The sequence below is a fragment of the Endobacter medicaginis genome (genome assembly GCF_014192375.1).
Lineage (GTDB): Bacteria > Pseudomonadota > Alphaproteobacteria > Acetobacterales > Acetobacteraceae > Endobacter > Endobacter medicaginis.
Window position 1 is genome coordinate 357,769 of sequence record NZ_JACHXV010000002.1, and the last position, 18,292, is coordinate 376,060.

12 protein-coding genes are annotated in these 18,292 nt (G+C 67.4%); 2 read left to right on the forward strand and 10 right to left on the reverse strand.

Going from position 1 to position 18,292, the window contains the following annotated elements:
- Positions 1 to 108 precede the first annotated feature (108 nt).
- The 3 genes from FHR90_RS03745 to FHR90_RS03755 are packed head-to-tail and all read right to left on the reverse strand — an operon-like array spanning position 109 to position 3,669.
- Complete coding sequence (locus tag FHR90_RS03745) at positions 109 to 1,365, reverse strand: helix-turn-helix domain-containing protein (protein ID WP_183274772.1); 1,257 nt, start codon at positions 1,363 to 1,365, stop codon at positions 109 to 111.
- Positions 1,362 to 2,447: an NAD(P)H-dependent flavin oxidoreductase gene (locus FHR90_RS03750; protein WP_408871422.1), complete on the reverse strand. Its 1,086-nt coding sequence runs from the start codon at positions 2,445 to 2,447 to the stop codon at positions 1,362 to 1,364. Before FHR90_RS03750 ends, FHR90_RS03745 begins: the two co-directional genes overlap by 4 nt.
- Positions 2,431 to 3,669, reverse strand: a complete 1,239-nt coding sequence (locus FHR90_RS03755) for an aspartate kinase (protein ID WP_394367856.1) — start codon at positions 3,667 to 3,669, stop codon at positions 2,431 to 2,433. Before FHR90_RS03755 ends, FHR90_RS03750 begins: the two co-directional genes overlap by 17 nt.
- 97 nt (positions 3,670 to 3,766) lie before the next feature.
- On the opposite strand from FHR90_RS03755, the gene ubiG reads away from it, so the two are divergent.
- Positions 3,767 to 4,513: a bifunctional 2-polyprenyl-6-hydroxyphenol methylase/3-demethylubiquinol 3-O-methyltransferase UbiG gene (ubiG, locus tag FHR90_RS03760; RefSeq protein ID WP_183274774.1), complete on the forward strand. Its 747-nt coding sequence runs from the start codon at positions 3,767 to 3,769 to the stop codon at positions 4,511 to 4,513.
- Positions 4,514 to 4,587: 74 nt separating this feature from the next.
- On the opposite strand, the gene FHR90_RS03765 is transcribed toward ubiG, so the two are convergent.
- From FHR90_RS03765 to FHR90_RS03780, 4 genes are all read right to left on the reverse strand, one after another.
- A complete protein-coding gene (locus FHR90_RS03765) occupies positions 4,588 to 7,605 on the reverse strand; it encodes a TonB-dependent receptor domain-containing protein (protein ID WP_176622554.1) in 3,018 nt (1,005 codons plus the stop codon).
- Between the two features lie 297 nt (positions 7,606 to 7,902).
- Complete coding sequence (locus tag FHR90_RS03770; RefSeq protein ID WP_246330003.1) at positions 7,903 to 10,977, reverse strand: TonB-dependent receptor plug domain-containing protein; 3,075 nt, start codon at positions 10,975 to 10,977, stop codon at positions 7,903 to 7,905.
- A gap of 418 nt (positions 10,978 to 11,395) precedes the next feature.
- Positions 11,396 to 12,733, reverse strand: a complete 1,338-nt coding sequence (locus FHR90_RS03775; RefSeq protein ID WP_176622552.1) for a dihydroorotase — start codon at positions 12,731 to 12,733, stop codon at positions 11,396 to 11,398.
- Between the two features lie 9 nt (positions 12,734 to 12,742).
- On the reverse strand, positions 12,743 to 13,501 hold the full coding sequence (locus FHR90_RS03780) for an AIM24 family protein (protein ID WP_176622550.1): 759 nt from the start codon (positions 13,499 to 13,501) through the stop codon (positions 12,743 to 12,745).
- Between the two features lie 110 nt (positions 13,502 to 13,611).
- On the opposite strand from FHR90_RS03780, the gene FHR90_RS03785 reads away from it, so the two are divergent.
- Positions 13,612 to 14,481: an AraC family transcriptional regulator gene (locus FHR90_RS03785; RefSeq protein ID WP_176622548.1), complete on the forward strand. Its 870-nt coding sequence runs from the start codon at positions 13,612 to 13,614 to the stop codon at positions 14,479 to 14,481.
- Here the strand turns inward: FHR90_RS03785 and asnB are convergent.
- From asnB to FHR90_RS03800, 3 genes are read right to left on the reverse strand one after another with little or no spacing between them, the layout of a single operon-like run.
- Positions 14,470 to 16,245, reverse strand: coding sequence for an asparagine synthase (glutamine-hydrolyzing) (gene asnB / locus FHR90_RS03790; RefSeq protein ID WP_183274775.1), 1,776 nt, complete (start codon positions 16,243 to 16,245; stop codon positions 14,470 to 14,472). The genes FHR90_RS03785 and asnB overlap by 12 nt on opposite strands.
- On the reverse strand, positions 16,245 to 17,255 hold the full coding sequence (locus FHR90_RS03795) for a glycosyltransferase (RefSeq protein WP_183274776.1): 1,011 nt from the start codon (positions 17,253 to 17,255) through the stop codon (positions 16,245 to 16,247). The genes asnB and FHR90_RS03795 overlap by 1 nt, the downstream gene beginning before the upstream one ends.
- Positions 17,256 to 17,281: 26 nt before the next feature.
- Entirely contained in the window at positions 17,282 to 18,199 is a 918-nt protein-coding gene (locus FHR90_RS03800; protein ID WP_176622613.1) for a glycosyltransferase family 9 protein, read from the reverse strand.
- Between the last annotated feature and the right edge of the window lie 93 nt (positions 18,200 to 18,292).

The following is an 18,292-nucleotide window of genomic DNA, read 5'->3' on the forward strand; positions in this document are numbered from 1 at the left end:
CTGTCTCCGGACGGGTCGGCGCGCACGCGGCCGACACGGTCGATTATGCCCCACAACGCCGCCCGCGGTCACCCCGCACGCGACAGATGGGGTCGCGTCGCAAAAAACCTAGGGCTGACCGGCCGGCGGCGAGGCGGCACGATGCTGCTGGAGCTGGATGTTGTTGAGATCGTCCGCACTCGGCTCGTGCGACGGCACTGCGACCGGCTTCGGACGACGCGGATGTGTCGCCTTCGTCCCGCTGCCGCTGAAATCGGCCGGCAGTCCGGCGACACCCGGCGACGGCGGCGCGGTCGCGGCGGGTGCGGGCGGTGCGGCGGAGGAGGCGGGCGGGAACACCGCCTGCGGCGAAACCGCCATGCCTTCGCCACCGAGCTTGACGTTGCGCAGCACCGCCCCGTCGCGGCCGAGCACCGGCGCCTCGACGCCGCCGGTGGCGATCGCCAGCCCACCGGCATTGCCCACCGTCATCACCGCCTGCCCGGCCCCCGGCGGCAGCACCCAGCGATCACCGGGCTGCATGGTGTGGTCATAGAGCACATGGCCATCCCGGCGCACCTGAACCCAGCTCGCGGCCTTCGCCACCAGCGCCACCTCGCCCGGCGCAACGGCCGGCGTCTGCGGGGTCGCCTGCGTCGTGACCGACGGGGGCGGGGCGGGCTGCGGAACAGGTTGCGGCGTCGGCTGGGGGGCGGTCTGCACCGTCTGCGGCACGGCGGCGGGGGCCAGCGCGGCAGGCAGCGGAGCGGGCACGGACGTCTCCGCCGGCGCCGGCGGCAATACGCTCGGCGGACGCGCCGCCTGCCCGTCCGGCAGCACGGAAGCCACCGCCGGGCTGGGCTGCTGGGCGGTCGGCGGCGTCGGGGCGCCGCCTGCCGTCACTGCCGGCGCGGGCAGCGGCGGCACGCTCTGTGCGGGCACCGTGACATGGCTGCTGAGATGATACCAGCCGGCATAGACCAGCCCGATCACCACCAGGCCGACCAGCACCGCAGCACCTGCCGGCACGCCGCGTTCGGGCATCGGGGCGGGGAAAGCGAGCTCCGGCTTGCGGTTGACGTCGCGCGATTCGCTGCGGAAGCGGCGACAGAGCGGTTCCGGATCGAGGCCGAGAATATTGGCGTAGCTGCGCAGGAAGCCCAGCGCATAGGCATTGCCCGGCACCGATTTGAGGTCGCCGCGCTCGATCGCTTCCAGATAGGGAAGACGGATGCGCAGGGCGGAGGCGATCTCGCCGAGATCCCAGCCCAGCGCCTCGCGGCGTGCGCGCAGCTCGTCGCCGACACGCCCCGCCGCCGTGGCACCGGCGCCCGATGCCTGACCTCCGGCAGCCCCCGACGCCATCCGGACGGTCTCGGTCTTCATGCCGCGCTGTGCTCCGACCGCTGATCCGTCCCCGCCCCCTCGCCGCGCCGGGCCAGGGCGGCGATGGCCTGCTCGACCAGTGTGGAGACGATGGTCGCCACCGGCAACACGTCCGATACCATGCCGACCGACTGCCCGGCCATCACCGAGCCGTTCTCGACATCGCCGTCGATCACCGCCCGGCGCAGTGCCCCGGCCCAGAACTGCTCGATCTCGAGCTGGGCCGCGTCGCGCGTCAGTTCGCCCGACTGGAAGCGCTGCAGGGTCTCGGCCTGATGGGCGAGGAACCGCCTGGTGCCGGCATTCACCAGCCCGCGCACCGGGATCACCGGGAAGCGCTCGTCAAGCTGCACCGACGGCAGCGCATCGCGGGCGGAGGCGCGCAGGAAGGCGCGCTTGAAATTCTCGTGCGCGATGCTCTCGCTCGCCGCCGCGAACAGCGTGCCGAGCTGCGCGCCCGAGGCGCCCATCTCCAGCATGCCGGCCACCGCATCGCCGCGCCCCAGACCGCCGGCGACGAACACCGGAACCTCGCTGATATGCGGCAGGATCTCCTGCGCCAGCACGGTCAGCGACACCGGCCCGATATGCCCGCCCGCCTCGGAGCCCTCGATCACCAGCCCGTCCACCCCGGTGCGCACCAGGCGCTTGGCCAGCACCAGCGCGGGGGCGAACGCGATCACCTTGGCCCCGCCATCCTTGGCCCGGCGCATCGCCGCGCCCGGCGGCAGCCCGCCCGCGAAGACGATGTGACCCACGCCGGCGGCAAGGCACACATCGACCAGCGCATCGAGCTGGGGGTGCATGGTGATGAGGTTGACGCCGAAGGGCTGCGTGGTCAGCGCCTGGGTGGCGGCGATCTCGCGCTCCAGCAGGTCCGGCGTCATCGCCCCGCAGGCGATCACCCCGAAGCCGCCGGCATTGGAGATCGCCGAGACCAGGTGGCGCTCGCTGACCCAGCTCATCGCCCCGCCGAGAATGGCGTAGCGGGTGCCCAGCAGCGCGCGTCCGCGCGCCCAGAGCCGCTCGAGGCGCGCCGCCGCCGCGACCTGGGCCTGTGCGGTGTCAGACATCGAGGTCATAGGCGCTGTGCAGCGCACGCACCGCGAGCTCGGTATAGTCGTTGGCGATCAGCACGCTGACCTTGATCTCGGAGGTGGAGATCACCTGGATGTTGATCTGCCGCTCCGACAGGGTGCGGAACATCGTGGATGCGACGCCGGCATGGCTGCGCATGCCGACACCCACGATGCTGATCTTGGCGACATCGGGGTCGCAGAGCAGCTCCTCGTAACGGATGGTCTCGCGCATCTCGCCCAGCAGCACCTGCGCGCGGGCGAGGTCGGACTTGCCGACGGTGAAGGTCATGTCGGTGCTGCCGTCCGCACCGGTAGACTGCACGATCATGTCGACATTGACGTTGGCTTCCGCCAGCGGCCCGAACACCGACGCCGCGATGCCCGGCCGGTCCGGCACGCGCCGCACCGTCAGTCGCGCCTCATCGCGCGAGTAGGCGATGCCGGCGACAATTTCCTTTTCCACGATCTCGTCCTCATCCACCACCAGCGTGCCGGGAAGCGCACCCTCCCGCGGGGCGGGGCCATCCGTGAAGCTGGACAGCACCTGTACCCGCACGCGTTCCTTCATCGCCAGCTCGACGCTGCGCGTCTGCAACACCTTCGCCCCCACCGAAGCGAGCTCGAGCATCTCCTCATAGGTGATCTTATCGAGCTTGCGCGCCTTCGCAACGATCCGCGGATCGGTGGTGTAGACACCGTCCACGTCCGTATAGATATCGCACCGATCCGCCTTTAGCGCGGCGGCGAGGGCGACCGCCGAGGTGTCGGACCCGCCGCGGCCCAGCGTGGTGATCCGCCCCTCGGGGCCCAACCCCTGGAAGCCGGCCACCACCGGCACCACCCCCTGCTCCATCGAAGCGAGCAGCGCATCGGGCTCGATGCGGCCGATCCGTGCGCGGCCATGCGCGCCGTCGGTGTGCAGCGGGATCTGCCAACCATGAAACGAGCGGCTTTCGATGCCGATCGCCTGCAGCGCGATCGCCAGCAGCCCCGACGTCACCTGCTCGCCGGTGGCAACCACGGAATCGTATTCGCGCGGGTCGTGCAGCTCCATCAGCGCATCGCACCAGCCGACGAGCTGATTGGTCACCCCGGCCATCGCCGAGACCACCACCGCGACCTGGTCGCCAGCCGCGACCTGGGCGGCGATCCGGCGCGCGGCGGCGCGGATACGGTCGAGATCGGCCATCGACGTGCCGCCGAATTTCATCACGATGCGGGCCAACTCGATCCCTCGGTCCTGCGCTGCGCCATCATGCGCGGGCGATTTGCCTCGGCACGGGCAGCGGCGTCACATACAGGCGACAAGGGAATGCGGCAACATGGTTGAAACGATACAGAGCCCCAAAACGACGCGAGCGTCCTCGGTGCGCGAGGACGAGATCAGCCGCTTCGACGCGCTGGCGGAGCAATGGTGGGGCACGGACGGGCCGATGGCCGCCCTGCATGCGATGAACCCGCTGCGCATCGGCTGGATCACCGCGCGGCTGCCGCCCGCCCCCGACGCGCACCGCCTGCGCGTACTCGACCTCGGTTGCGGCGCGGGCCTGGCGAGCGAAGCGCTCGCGAGGGCGGGGTTCGAGGTCACGGGCATCGACGCCGCCCCGGCCGCGATCGAGGCGGCGCGCACGCATGCGGTGGCGGAGGGCGTGGCCGTGACCTACCGCGCCACCAGCGCCGAGACGCTGCTCGACGAGGGCGCGCGCTTCGATGCCGTGGCCTCGCTGGAGGTGATCGAGCATGTCGCCGACCCGGCCGCCTTCCTGGCCATGATCGCGGCCCTGCTGGAGCCGGGCGGCCGCGCCTTCATCTCGACGCTCAACCGCACCCTGGCCTCGCTGGCCATCGCCAAGATCGGCGCCGAATATGTCGCCCGACTGCTGCCGGTCGGCACCCATCGCTGGCGCAGCTTCATCACCCCCACCGAACTCGCCCGGATGGCGCATGCGGCCGGCCTGCGGATGACCGACCTCGCCGGCATGGTGCCCACCACGCCGAGCGGCCGCGGCTCCTGGCGCGCCAGCCGCAACACGCAGGTCAATTACATCGCCATGCTGGTGAAGGCCTGAGAGCCTGCCGGAGAACAACGAACCCCCGCCGGTTGCCCGGCGGGGGTCGATGATCGCGCAACGAGCGCTCGGGATCAGAACTTCGCAGTCGCGCCGAAGTGGAACATCCGCCCGATGATGCCGGAAGACGCCCAGGCGGGATTGTACTGGTAGCCACCGTAGGTGCCGGTATCGAGCGGCGGCTTGGTGTCGCCGACGTTATACATGTTGGCGTAGAGCTGGACGTTCTTCGTGAGCTGGTAGGACAGCGTCAGATCGACGTCCCAGAAGTGACCGACATGGCAGTTTGCAGGGTCGCCGGCGAAACCGGTCTGTGCCTGGCTGCAATCGTCGGCAGTGCCCGGACCGGTGATGTCCTCGGCGGTCGTCTTGTAGCCCGATGTGTAATAGGTCGTGACCGTCAGAGCCGCCTTCTTGTAGCCGAACGTGTTCGACCAGTTCGCACGCCAACGCGGCGTGCCGGATGCAGAGGTGATGTTGGCCGGACCCAGCGTCCCCGCATAGCGCTGCGTTCCGATGCCCGGGTAGGTGACGTTGTAGTTGAAGACGTAGGTCGCCTCGCCGGTGCTGACCCAGGTCACATCACGCAGATACTTCGTCGGCAGCGGGATCGTCGCCTGAAGCTGCATGTCGAGACCGGAGGTGACCATCTTCGCAGCATTGATGTAGCCCACATTGACCACACCGGGGCGCGAGAACGCGTTCGGATAATCCGGATCGGGGACGTCGGCGACGACGTTGCTCGGCAGCGTGCCCTTGCTGGCGAACCACTCGGCGATCGGGCCGCTGTAGTCGGCGAGCGTGATGTAGTGGCTCTTCTTGATATGGTAGTAGTCGGTCGTGAAGCTCAGCCAAGACTTCGGCTGGAACACGAAACCGCCTGTGAAGTTCGTCGCCAGTTCCGGCTTCAGATCCGGATTGCCGACGGTGTTCAGTCCGAGGCTGTAGGCCTGTGTGTACTGGTTGTTGTGGTGCTGGGCGAGGAAGGTCGGATCGGTCGGCGTGTAGGTGATGTAGCCGATCGACGTCGAGTTGGTCTCGGCGAAGCTGGGCGCACGGAAGCCCTTCGAGAACGTCCCGCGCAGCGAGAACTCCTTGATCGGCTTGATCACCACACCGACCTTCGGCGAGAAGTGGCCGAAACCCTCCGAGTAATGGTCGTAACGGCCGGCGACGTCGACATTGAGCTGCTTGATGATCGGCAGGCCGACCTCGAAATATCCGGCCGAGGTACGGCGCGAGCCCTCCGCGCTGAAGCCGTTGATGGTCAGGTACTGCTGCGCCGCCGCCGCCGCCCCACCCGGAATAATCGGGTTCATCGACGGATCGTCGAGGGATTCCGAGCGGAACTGACCGCCGATGCCGAGATCGGCCATGCCGCCTGGCAACCGGAACAGGCCCTTGCTGATCGTCATGTCAGTCGCATAGAGCTGCGAGTTGCTGTTCTGCACGAGGACGTGACCCAGCTTGGCACGCTCGGCGGCCGAGTTCTGCGATGGATCGACGAAGTTGTAGCTGCCATCGGCGACGGCGTCGAGGATGCCCTGATAGCTCAGCACGCCCTTCTCGGTGCGCGTCAGGTCCGAGGACATGCCTATGAAGGAGAGGCCGTATTTCCAGTCACCACCCCAGTTCGACGGGTAATAGCCATTGACCGCCGCGCTGCCGCGATAGACCTGGCTGAAATCCTCCGTCGAGCGCGGGATATCACCGAAACGGTAATAGATGCGCGCCACATAGCCCTGCGAGGCAAACGGATTGTTCGGATTCAGCTGGCCGTTCGTCAGACGAACCGGCAGGTAGATATTGGCCGTGCTGATATTGCTGTTGGCGCTCGCGGTGCGGATGCTCTGCGGTGTTCCTGTGTAATAGACGTCGTTCTGCGAATACAGGAAGTTCGACGTGAACTGCACATACTGGCTCAGATTACCAGTGAAATGCGCATAGCCGCTGATGCGACGGTCGTCGGGGGTAATCACCCGGAAATCCGAGACATAATTCTGCTTGCAGATCGTGCCTGTCGAGGTTGCGACCGGGGCGAGACCGTCGCAACCCAGCGTCGAGCTGATCGGCTGATAGTTGCCCTTGTTGCTGAATGTGCCGGCAAGCCCCGGCAGCACGCCAGCCGAGGTGACGGTCGCCGGACGCACCACAGCGGTCGTCGTCGCACCCACGGCGGTTGCGCCGTAGCTGCCGTCGCTGCCACCGATGCCGGTGAGGTCGGAACTGTTGTACGGATAGCCGCGCTGGCGGTTATACAGCATATCGTCCTGCTGATACTCGCCGTTGATGTAGAAATTGTAGCCATCGCGATTCAGGTCGCCGATGCCATAGGTCGCATACAGGCGCTGGTGGCCGGAATCGCCGCGCTGGCTGACGCCACCTTCGGCGCCACCTTCGAAACCCTTGATCTCCTTGCGCATGATGATGTTGACCACGCCGGCCACCGCATCCGCGCCGTAGGTCGCGGACGCGCCGTCCTTCTCGACGTCAATCGTCTGCACCGTCGACATCGGGATGCTGTTGATGTCGACAAAGTTGCGCTCGCCGTCATCGGCCAGCGGGTAATAGGCCGAGCGCTGACCGTCGATCAGCACCAGCGTCGAATCGACCGTCAGGCCACGGAGCGACGGCGCGGACGCGCCGTTGGCGAAGGCGCCGTTGGCCGAGAACGAGGCCGGAAGGTTGCCGGCGTTGTTGGCCGAAAGCTGCTGCAATGCAGCCGCGACGGTCACGATGCCGCGGCGCTGCAGTTCCTTCGCCGTCAGCCGGGTGATCGGGGACGCGGAGGTCAGGTTCGGATTGCGCAGGATCGAGCCGGTGACGACCACGTCCTCGGTGCCGCCCGCCACAGTGCGGGTCGAGCGGGTCGGCGCACCGGTATAGGCGGGCTCGCTGACAGCAGCCGGGGCGACCGCGCCGGTCGACGTGGCCGTGTAGGGAACGGATTTCGAAGTCGCAGCCTTCTTCTTGGCATGCGCCGGCACGACGCAGTGGCCGTGCTTGTCATGCACCTTGCCGGGCGCGCAGGTCGCGGCGTCGACGGTGGTGGCGAAGAAGGTCAGACAACCGGCCGCGACCGCTGTCGTCAACAGAAGGCGGTCACGCAAGGAGGAAGAAGTGGTCAAACCGGAAGCTCCCCGTAGTCATCACGGCGGCCGCGTAACAGACGCTCACATACCGTGACATTCAGTCGTGGGTCGTTCCGTATTATTTTCGACACGTATCAGCAATGACTGTTTTGTCATTTTTCCAACGGAAGCCCGTCACCGTTGCCATCAAGCAACACCCCAGGTATGCATTCTGCGCATGACTATGACGCGATCGTGAACAAAAAAGGGCGGGGCCCGAAGGCCCCGCCCACGTCGTCGAACTGTTGGATGCCCCTGTCAGAACGTGGCGTGCACGCCGAATTGGAAGTTGCGCTGCACGACCCCGTTCTGCGACCAGGCCGGGTTGTAGAGATAGCCGCCATAGGTCGCGAAATCATACGGCGAGCGGAAGCCGAGCAGGTTGTAGACGTTCACGTAGGCCGTGAGTTTGGGCGTGATGTCGTAGCTCACCGTCAAATCGACGTCCCACCAGGCCTTCACATGGCACTGCGACGGCGAGAACGACCCCGTCAGCTGATTGGCGCAGTCATATCGGCTGTCGGGGCCGGTCTGGTCCTCGGCCGTCGTGCGGTATCCGCTGGTGTAATAAACGGTCGGAGTGACCGAAAGCTTCTTGTAGGTGAGCGTATTCGACCAGTTCGCCTTCCAGTGCGGCGTCCCGGACGCCGACACCGCGCCATAAGGACCAATCGTTCCCGCGAAATGTTCGGTTCCACCACCGTTCGGCAATGTCAGGTTGAGGCTGTGGACATAAGTCGCCCGGCCCTGGCTCACCCACATCACGTCATGAAGCAAGCCGGGCAGGCGGCTATGTGCCTGCAGCGCCAGGTCGAAGCCGTCGGTGGTCTCCTTGTTGGCATTGACATAACCCACATCGATCTCCGCAGGGCGGAGCGGCGCACCCGCCGCAACGGCCGTATCCGGAATGTCGGGTCGCACGGAGACCGGCAGGCCGGTCGACGGATAGGCATTGTTGTTGGCGATCCACGCATCCGCCACACCGAACACGTTGATCGGGTTTGGTGTGATGTAGTGGTTCTTGCGAATGTAGTAGTAATCAGCCGTCAGGCTCAGCCACTTGGTCGGTTGAAACACCGGACCGCCCGAAAAACTGGTCGAGGTCTCGGGCTTCAGGTTCGGATTGCCGATCGTCCGCTGCCCCAGCGAGTAGCTCTGCGCATAGGCCGTGGGGGCACCGCCCACCGAATGGGCCGCAATGAAATCCGGATCGGACGGCGTGTAGGTCGTGTAACCGACCGTCGTGCCGCCGGTCTCGGCGAAGCTCGGCACCCGGAATCCTTTCGAAAAGGTCCCGCGCAGCCACAGTTTTTCTGTCGGCTTGAACGTCACTCCGACCTTCGGCGAGAAATGGCTGAAGCCCTCGGAGTAATGGTCGTAACGGCCGGAGACGTCCGCATCGAGCATCTTGATGATCGGCGCATTGACCTCGAAGAAGCCCGACTCCACCCATCGATGCCCGAACGCGCTCACCGGGTTGATCAGGCCCGTGTATTGGTTGGGATCACCCAGATCGTAGGTATTCGCGCTTGGGTCGTTGAGAGCCTCGTAGCGGAAGTTGCCACCGATCGCGAGCTTGACCATTCCTCCGGGAAGATGGAACAGGCCTTTGCTCAACGTGCCCTGAAGCGAATATTCTTCCGATCGAGCGTGGATGTGATTCTTGGGCGCGATCGAATCGAGCACCGCCTGCGAATTCTTCGACGGGTCGACGAAATTGTACGAACCGCTGGTGATCGCATTCTCGATGCCGGCAATCGTGGGCACGCCGGTGATCGTCTGGTCAAGCGTGCTGTTCATGCCGACAAAGTTCGCGTCGTAATCCCAGTCGCCACCCCAGCTGGACGGCACATAGCCGTTGTAGTCCAGTGACCCGCGATAATTCTGGCTGAGTTCGGTGGTGGTGGGGATCAGGTCACCGAACAGGTAGTTGATCTCCGCCGGTTCGCCCTGGGCGGCAAATGGGTTGTTCGGATTGAGCTGACCGTTCGGCAAATACACCGGCAGCGGGGTGGTGAGTGTATTGATCGAACGATCCTGGCTCTGCACACGCACGGCACTCGGCGTCGTTCCGGTGACGACCGACTGCACCTGGCCATAGGTGAACATCGCGACCAGCTGCGATTTGTCGGTGACATTGGCGGTGAAATGCGCCGTCGCATCGATGCGACGCAGCGACGGTGAGATCTGGGCGTATTGCTGGGCATTGCGCTCGCACGCTTGGCTCCGACCGTTGTCGCCGGCAGACGCGATGCCCGTCACCAGAGAGCCGACGCCGGGCCCGCTGCACCCGGCCGACGGATTGAGCAACTGCCATGCTCCGACACCGCCCGTCCCGCCATCACTCGGACGCACGATCGGCACGGTCGTCGCGCCGAAGCGCTGGATCGCGCCGGAGGAGTTGAGGCCGTTGTTGTAATTGCCGTTACTGCCGCCGAGGGCGGTTTCGTCCCCGGTATTGTACGGCGCACCGGCCTGACGATAATAATACGGGTCGTCCTGCTGATACTCTCCGTTGATATAGAAGTTGTAGCCATCGCGGCTGAGATCGCCATGCCCGTAGGTCAGCGAGAGCTTCTGATGGCCGGACTTGCCGTTCTGAGCGACACCGCCTTCGGCATTCGCTTCCCACCCCTGGATCTGCTTGCGGGTGATCAGGTTGACCACCCCCGCCACCGCGTCGGCGCCATATGTGGCGGAGCCGCCATCCTCCAGCACGTCGACCGTCTGCATGATCGACATCGGGATCCAGTTGATGTCGACGAAGTTCCGTTCGCCGTCATCCGCCAGCGGATAGTACGACAGCCGCTGCCCATCCATCAGCACCAGGGTCGAGTCCGTGCTCAGCCCGCGAAGTGATGGAGCCGACGAACCGGCCGCAAAACCACCGCCCGCAGACCACGAGTTCGTCAGTGTACCTGCACCATTCGAAGACAGTTGCTGCAGAGCATCAGAGACGGATTTCACGCCACGACGCTGCAATTCCTGCGCCGTCAAGCGTGTAACCGGGGAGGCGGACCTGGTGTTCGGATCACGAAAGAGCGAGCCGGTAACAACGATGCTTTCGGACGCGTTCGCCGGTCGTGGCGCCGCATCGGCGCGCTCAACCGGCACCGAGGGCGCTGCCGTCGGCGCGGAAACGACGGGAATCGCTGCCGGCGCCGAAACGCGCGCGCGCTTGGGAATCACGCAATGACCATGACGGTCATGAACCTTGCCGGGTGCACACGCAACGGCGGCGCGGGCTTCGGACCCGGCGAGAAGGACGAGACATCCGGCGGCAGCGGCTGTGGACAGCAGCAGAGCCCGGCGCAAGGAAATCGGATCAGTCAACACGGCCTACCCTTCACAGGAGCGGATCGGCAAGGAAACGCTGTCGTTTCGTTGGCCCTACGCATTCAGTGAGTCGGGGTTAAACTTCGATTCATCAAACAGCAATGAGCCTTTGAGCCGCGGACGCCAATCCGTGCGCATGCGTTGCGCGCCTGCCACATCCCTGCCATGTGGCAAACGTATGAGTTCATTTCAACAATGTTCCGAAATAGATGTTCCTGAACCGGATCGTTCCGACGTCGCCGTAGATCATGAGCCGATCACCTCGATGGGATCGTTTCTGAGCAAGGAAACTTTGCAAGCGGGCATTTTCCCGCTGACAGGACCGTTCGACCTGCCTTTTTGATATCACGTATCTGTGATGTTCCGCTCGCAAGCCGCCGTCCGGCGCCGGCGCTACGCGACTGGCGTGCGGGCCTCAGTCTCCGATGCGCTCGCCTGCGAAGCGTGCGAGGCGTCCGCACGGTGGCCCGACGATCATGTCGTCGCACATCGCCACCCGTCCACGCAGGACCGCCGCCACCGGCCAGCCGGCAACCTCCATGCCGTCGAACGGCGTCCAGCCGGCGGGGGTGACGATCCAGTCATTGGTAATGCGACGACGGGCGCCGAGATCGACGATGGTGAAGTCGGCATCATAGCCCGCGGCGATGCGGCCCTTGCCCTGCAGCCCATAGACCCGCGCCGGACCGGCCGCCATCAGATCCACCATGCGCCCAAGACTGGTGCGCCCGGCATTGACGTGATCGAGCATCACCGGAACCAGCGTCTGCACCCCGGTCAGGCCGGCCGGGGTCTCCGGCCAGGGCTTCGCCTTCGCCGAGAGCGGGTGCGGCGCATGGTCGGAACCGATCGTGTCGACGGTGCCGTCATTGATCGCCGCCCAGCTTGCCTCGTAATGGCGGCGGTCGCGGATCGGCGGATTCATCACCGCCAGCGCGCCCAGCGTCTCGTAGCATTCGGGTGCGATCTGGGTCAGGTGGTTGACCAGCACCTCACAGGTGGCGATGTCGCGAAAATCCTTGAGGTAATCGAGCTCTTCGGCGGTCGAGACATGCAGGATATGCGCCGGCCGCCCGGTCTTTCGTGCCAGCGCCATGATCCGGCGCGTGCCGAGAAAGGCACATTCCTCGTCTCGCCAGATACGATGGTTGTCGAACGCATCGCCGACGGAAAACAGCTTGCGACGTTCCTGGAGGCGGTATTCATCCTCGCTGTGGAACGCGATCCGGCGAGCGCCTGCGCGCATCACCGCCTCGATGCCGGCGTCGTCCTCGATCATCAGATCGCCGGTCGAGGAGCCGGCGAACAGCTTGATCGCACACACCCCCCTGCCCTGCTCGTACTCGGCCAGATCGGGCGTGTTGGCCCGGGTCGCACCGACATAGATGCCGAAATCGGTGTGGCTCTCGCGCGGCGCGTAGTCGCGCTTCCAGTCCAGCGTCGCCGCATCGGTGATCGCCGGCTTCGTGTTGGGCATGTCGAACACGGTGGTGATGCCGCCGAGCAGCGCGGCGCGGGTGCCCGTCGGGATGCTCTCGACCGACGCATCGCCGGGGTCGCGCAGATGCACATGCGGGTCGATCAGCCCGGGCAGCACGTGCAGGTGCCGTGCATCGAACCGTTCGTGCGCCGCGTCGGCCGCACCCACCGACAGCGACGCGATGCGCCCGTCGACGATACCGAGATCGGTCTGCACGATGCCCCAGGGCAGCACCACGGTGCCGCCGGCGATGATCAGGTCGTAATGGCTCATCCGCGCGGCTTAGCGCAGCGAGCGGAACAGCGCACCTGCCAAGCCACCGATCGCGGCATCCTCCGCCCCGCCCTCGCGCACCTCGCCGACCAGATAGGGCGCGATCGCGTGGGCGAGGTTGGGCATGGTCATCGTCTGCAGCCAGATCCGGCCCGGGCCGGTCAGACGGGCGAGAAAGAAGCCGTCCCCGCCGAACAGCTTGTTGCGGATGCCGGGCAACATGGTGATGTCGAAATTCACGCTCGATTCAAACATGCCGACATGGCCGGGATGCACGTCGATCACCTCGCCCGGTGCAAGATCGTGCACCACCACTTCGCCGCCGAGCTCGACCCAGAACCGCCCCTGCCCGGAGACATGCTGGAGCCGGAACCCGTCGCCACCGAAGATCCCCGCGCCGAGCGAGCGCTGGAACCCCACCGCCAGGCTAACCCCCGCCTCCGCACACAGAAACCCGTGCCGGTGGATGAGATAGGAGCGTCCGCCGCCCACCTCGTGGCTGTCGATCGTGCCCGGCACCTTGGCCGCGAAGGCCACCGAACCGGGCCCGCCCTCGGCGGTATATTCGGTCATGAACAGCCCGCCACCGGCGAGCGCGCGCCCCAGAGCGCCGAACAGGCCGGACGATCCGGCTGCATTGGTGGTGGTGTGCAGCAGCACATTGGGCGTCTTCCACGCCAGCTCGCCGGTCTCGGAGACCAGTTTTTCATACGCATCGAGCCCGATCACCAGAACGGGCATGGTGGTGCCGATGATCTTGTGCTGCATGATCTGGACGCTCCCGAAACGGTGCCGGCACTACAGCACCGCCTGCGGGCAGCGAAAAGAGCAGGATCGGTCAGGACAGAGCTCCCCTCCCCCATCGACATTCGGACGCGATGAACGACCCTACCGCCCTGACCATCGCGACCATGCTCGCCTGGATTAACGACCACCGCGACGAACCGCTCACCCTCGAGCGCATCGCCGCGCGGGCGGGATACTCGCCCTTCCATTTCGCCCGGCTGTTCGCTGCCGCGACCGGCACGGGGGTCATCGCTCATCTCCGTCATCGCCGGCTCGTCGCGGCAGCACGGCGGCTGCGCGACCAGCCCGGCACCAGCCTGGTCGGTCTCGCTCTCGACAGCGGCTTCGATTCGCAGGAGGCCTTCACCCGCGCCTTCCGTCGCACCTTCGGACTGACCCCCGGCCGGTTTCGCACCGGCCATGACCTCGAACTCCTGGAGGCCAACATGCCCGCATCGCATTTCCACCCGCCGCAGATCACCCTGCTGCCGGAGCTTGTCCGGCTCGGAACACTCACCCTCGCCGGCTTGTCGCAGCACTTCGACGAGGACAGCCGGGCAGAGATCCCGCTGCTGTGGTCGCGGCTGCTGACATGCCTGCCACTGCCGGGACAGGTTCCCGGCCGCGCCTCGTATGGGGTGATCTCGTCCGCAAGACGCGGCGAAGGGGAATTCGACTATCTCGCCGGCGTGGAGATCGACGCCGGGACCACGACACTCCCCGACAGCCTTACACGGATTTGCCTCGCACCAGCCTGCTATGCGGTGTTTCGCATCGGACTGACCGGCGGACCGATGCACCCACAGATCAGGTACGCGATGCTGCGGATCTGGGGCACACGGCTCACAGAAGCAGAACTGACGCCGACAGGAGAGCCGGACTTCCTTCGCAATGACGGTGTCCGGCCGCCGATCGAGCCCGGTGCCGCGCTCGCCTGCCACATCCCCGTCTCAACCGGCTGAACCCAGCACCTCGAATACGTCGCCGTCGACCGGCACCGCGCGCACATGCGCGCGGTGCCACAGCGCATAGAACAGCAGCGTCCAGGCGGCATGGCGCGCCCGCGACGATGCCGCATCGACGAACAGCGCGCGCACACGGTCGGGATGGGCGATGGCGGCGATTGCCTCGTCTGATGCGACCAGCGTGCCGAGCCGCGCGCCCTCGGCCGCGATCCAATTGCCGATCGGCACGGTGAACCCCTGTTTCGGCGCGAAGGGACGCGCCGCCGGGGCATGCTGCTCCACCCAGCGGCGCAACAGGTACTTGCCGCGACCGTCACGCACCTTCAGCACGTCCGGCAGGCGGAACGCAGCCGCCGCCACCTGCGGGTCGATCAGCGGCGTGCGGCCCTCGACGCCGTGCGCCATCAGGCAGCGGTCCAGCTTGATCAGCAGGTCGTGCGGCAGCCAGTCGGCGACGTCGGCGGCCTGGGCCGCGGCGAGGCGCGAGCGGCCCGGTGCGGCGACCAGGGCTGCGGCCTCGAACCCGGCCCGCCAGCCCGACGGCACCTCGCGCAGCAACCCGCCGAGTCCGTCGAACGTGCCGTGCCGGCGCATCGCCCGACGCCCCCGCCACCAGGGACGCATCGCATGGCGGTAGCGGCCGTAGCCGGCGAACAGCTCGTCGCCGCCCTCGCCGCACAGCACCGCCTTGACCGAACGCCGCGCCTGCCGCGCCAGCAGCCAGGACGGGATGATCGCGTAATCGGCGACCGGATCGTCCATCGCGGCGACGATGCGCGGCAGGTGACGCCACACCTCGCTCGCGCCGATGCGCAGCACCTCGTGATCTGCACCGACGCTGTGCGCCATGGCGCGGGCCGTCTCGCTCTCGTCGGCAGCACCGGGGACATCGAACGCGGCGGTGAAGGCGCGTACCGGCGCACCACCTCGCCGCGCCATCGCCGCCAGCACCGCGGCACTGTCGATGCCGCCGGAGAGGAACATCCCGTAAGGCACCTCGCTGCGACAGTGCAGATCCACACTCTCGTCGAGCGCGCGATCGAGGCGCGCGAGGGCGGCCGGCTCGTCGATCACCTCGGGCGGACCCTCGGGCAGGGCGGGCAGGCGCTCGCGCGACAGCACCCGGCCGCCGGCGATGCGCAGCGTCTCGCCGGGCAGCACGCGCCTTATGTCGGGGAAGATCGTGTCGGCACCGGTGGTGAACTGGAGTTGCAGCAGTTCACGCAGCCGCTCGGGACGCACGCCGCGTCCGGCGAGGCCGGCGGCGAGCAATGCCTGCGGCTCGGAGGCGAAGGCGAGGCCATCCGGGCGCTCGACGAAGTAGAGCGGCTTGATGCCGAACGGGTCGCGCGACAGGACCAGCGTGTCGGCACCGCGCTCGTGGATGGCAATGGCGTACATGCCACGCAGCGCCCGCGCATAGGCGGCCCCTTCGCGCAGCCACAGATGCAGCGGCGGCTCACAGTCGCTGCCCGTCGCAAAGCGCACTTCCGGCATCGCGGCACGCAGGGCGAGATCGTTGTAGATCTCGCCATTGGCGACGATCGCCGCAGGGCCGGCGAAGATCGGCTGCTGGCCGCCAGCGAGGTCAATGAACGCGAGCCTCGTATGCACCAGCCCGACCCGGCCGAACTGCACGTGGCCCTGCCCGTCCGGGCCGCGATGGGCGAGGGCAGCGGCGAGGCGCGACAGCGTTTCCGGATTGGCGAGGTGACCGGGGACGGTATCGGCACGTTCGGCGACCCCCGCGATGCCGCACATCAGCCGCGCCCCGTCATCGCGGTTAGCCGCTCGCGCCAGCGTTCCAGCACCACCGATTCGCTGAACGCCGCCTCGTAGGTCGCCCGTCCAGCGCGCGCGAGACCCGCCGCGAACGGACGGTCGTCGAGCACGCGGGCGAGCGCGGCGCCCAGCGTAGCATCGTCCTCGCGCGGCACCAGCAGGCCGTTGCGCTCCGGCACGATCAGTTCGCACGGCCCGTCCGCGTCACAGGCCACCACCGGGCGATCGGCCGAGAAGCCCTCGATCACCACATTGCCGAGCGGCTCATGGCGAGACGGGCAGCACAGCACGTCGCTCGCGGCCAGCAGGGCCGCGCCGTCGGTCCGCCAGCCGAGCAGGAACACCCGATCGGCCACCCCTACCGCGCGGATCAGCGCCTCGAGGGCGTCGCGCTCCGGCCCCTCGCCGGCGATCAGCAGGCTCGCTCCGGGCACGCGCGCGATGGCGCGGATCAGCACGTCGAATGCCTTGTTACGGTGCAGCCGGCCCAGGGCAAGCACCACCCGGCCGGGGCTGACGCCCGCCGGCAGTGCTGCGGGCAGGGCACCGCGCAGGTCGTCGGCGAAATTCGGCACGTAATGTGTGGTGGCAGGATCGCGCCCCTGTTCCACCATCCAGTGCACCAGGCCGCGCGTGTTGCCGATCAGGTGGCGGCAATGACGGTAGTTCTCCAGATCATAGAAGCCGCCGAGCCGGCCCGCGCTCACCCAGTCGCCCTGCGGCAGTCGGCTGGCCGCACGGTTCATCCAGGCGATAGCGATATCTGGGGCGAAATGGCGCAGCGTGCGGCGCAGGGCGGGGCGGGTACGCCAGTCCAGCGCACCGCCGAAGCGCAGGCCGACCGGCTCGACCCCCGACGCGCGCAGCCGGCCGATGCGGCCCGGCTCGGCGCGGATGACCGGCAGCACGCGCAACCCGGGCTGACGCGACTGTGCGCGTACCAGCCGCTCGTAGAACAGTTCCGCACCGCCCCGGGGCGCGCCGGCCATGACATGCGCGACCCGCAAGGGGGGTGTCACGCCGCTGCCTGCACGCGCCCCGGTTGCAGCAGACGAAGGGCTCCGTCCAGCACCGTCTCGACGGCGAGCTGGTCGATCGGCGCATGTCCCTCCGGGCCGGGCGCAACGCAGGCCAGGGTCTGCGGGCCGGTCGGACCGTATTCGCTCACCCGGCTGGGTCCGAACAGGCCGAGAGTCGGTGCTCCGGCCGCACCCGCGACATGCATCAGGCCGGAATCATTGCCGACGAACAGCGCGCAGCGGCGCAGCGCCGCGGCAACCTGGGGGATTTCGAGGCCGGCCAGCACGATCGGCGCGTGCGAGTCCAGCGCGGCGACCAGCGGCGCCGCCATCCGCGATTCCGCCTCGCCGGGACCAGCGAACACCACCGGCACCGCGTTCGGATGGCGCGAGGCGATCGCCTCGAACAGGGCGGCGTACTGCGCCGCGGGCCAGATCTTGCCGCTCCAGTTGGCCGTGGGGCCAAGCCCGACATAGAGCGGGCCGGAGGGCAGCAGCGCGCGGGCGCGCGCTTCATCGGACTCGTCGGTCCAGATTACCGGCATCGGCGGCTCGGCAAGCCCGAGCACGCCGGCAAGATGGGCGAGCCGGTGTCCCGGCCGGCGGCCACCGCGCATGATGCGCCGGCGCCGGGCGGGCAGCATCAGGGTGACGGCGGAACCGCGCAGATCGACGGCGAGGTCCCACGGCCGCAGGCAGGTGGCCCACAGACCCGCCCAGTGCAGGTCGAAGCGGCGCTTCTCGATCACCAGCGTGTCGTCACGGTTCGGCAGCCGTGCGAACACGCCCTCGGCGACCGGACCACAGGCGATGGTGAAGCGGGCGTCAGGATGGCGCTGGCGGAGATGCTCGACGAGGCCTGTCGACAGGACGGCGTCACCGAGCCGCGTCGCGGTGATGAACAGGATGCGCATGCGCGAGCCGATAGCATGCCGGACCACGCACCCCCAAGCGGCATGAGCGACGCTCAGGGCCGCCCGGCATGGGGGCGGCCATGCATGGCTGGC

Bases quoted from the DNA above. Each gene is read 5' to 3' on its own strand.
- FHR90_RS03745 (WP_183274772.1), bottom strand. From the start codon at position 1,365: ATGAAGACCGAGACCGTCCGGATGGCGTCGGGGGCTGCCGGAGGTCAG.
- FHR90_RS03750 (WP_408871422.1), bottom strand. From the start codon at position 2,447: ATGACCTCGATGTCTGACACCGCACAGGCCCAGGTCGCGGCGGCGGCG.
- ubiG (WP_183274774.1), top strand. From the start codon at position 3,767: ATGGTTGAAACGATACAGAGCCCCAAAACGACGCGAGCGTCCTCGGTG.
- FHR90_RS03775 (WP_176622552.1), bottom strand. From the start codon at position 12,733: ATGAGCCATTACGACCTGATCATCGCCGGCGGCACCGTGGTGCTGCCC.
- FHR90_RS03780 (WP_176622550.1), bottom strand. From the start codon at position 13,501: ATGCAGCACAAGATCATCGGCACCACCATGCCCGTTCTGGTGATCGGG.
- FHR90_RS03785 (WP_176622548.1), top strand. From the start codon at position 13,612: ATGAACGACCCTACCGCCCTGACCATCGCGACCATGCTCGCCTGGATT.
- asnB (WP_183274775.1), bottom strand. From the start codon at position 16,245: ATGTGCGGCATCGCGGGGGTCGCCGAACGTGCCGATACCGTCCCCGGT.
- FHR90_RS03795 (WP_183274776.1), bottom strand. From the start codon at position 17,255: ATGGCCGGCGCGCCCCGGGGCGGTGCGGAACTGTTCTACGAGCGGCTG.
- FHR90_RS03800 (WP_176622613.1), bottom strand. From the start codon at position 18,199: ATGCGCATCCTGTTCATCACCGCGACGCGGCTCGGTGACGCCGTCCTG.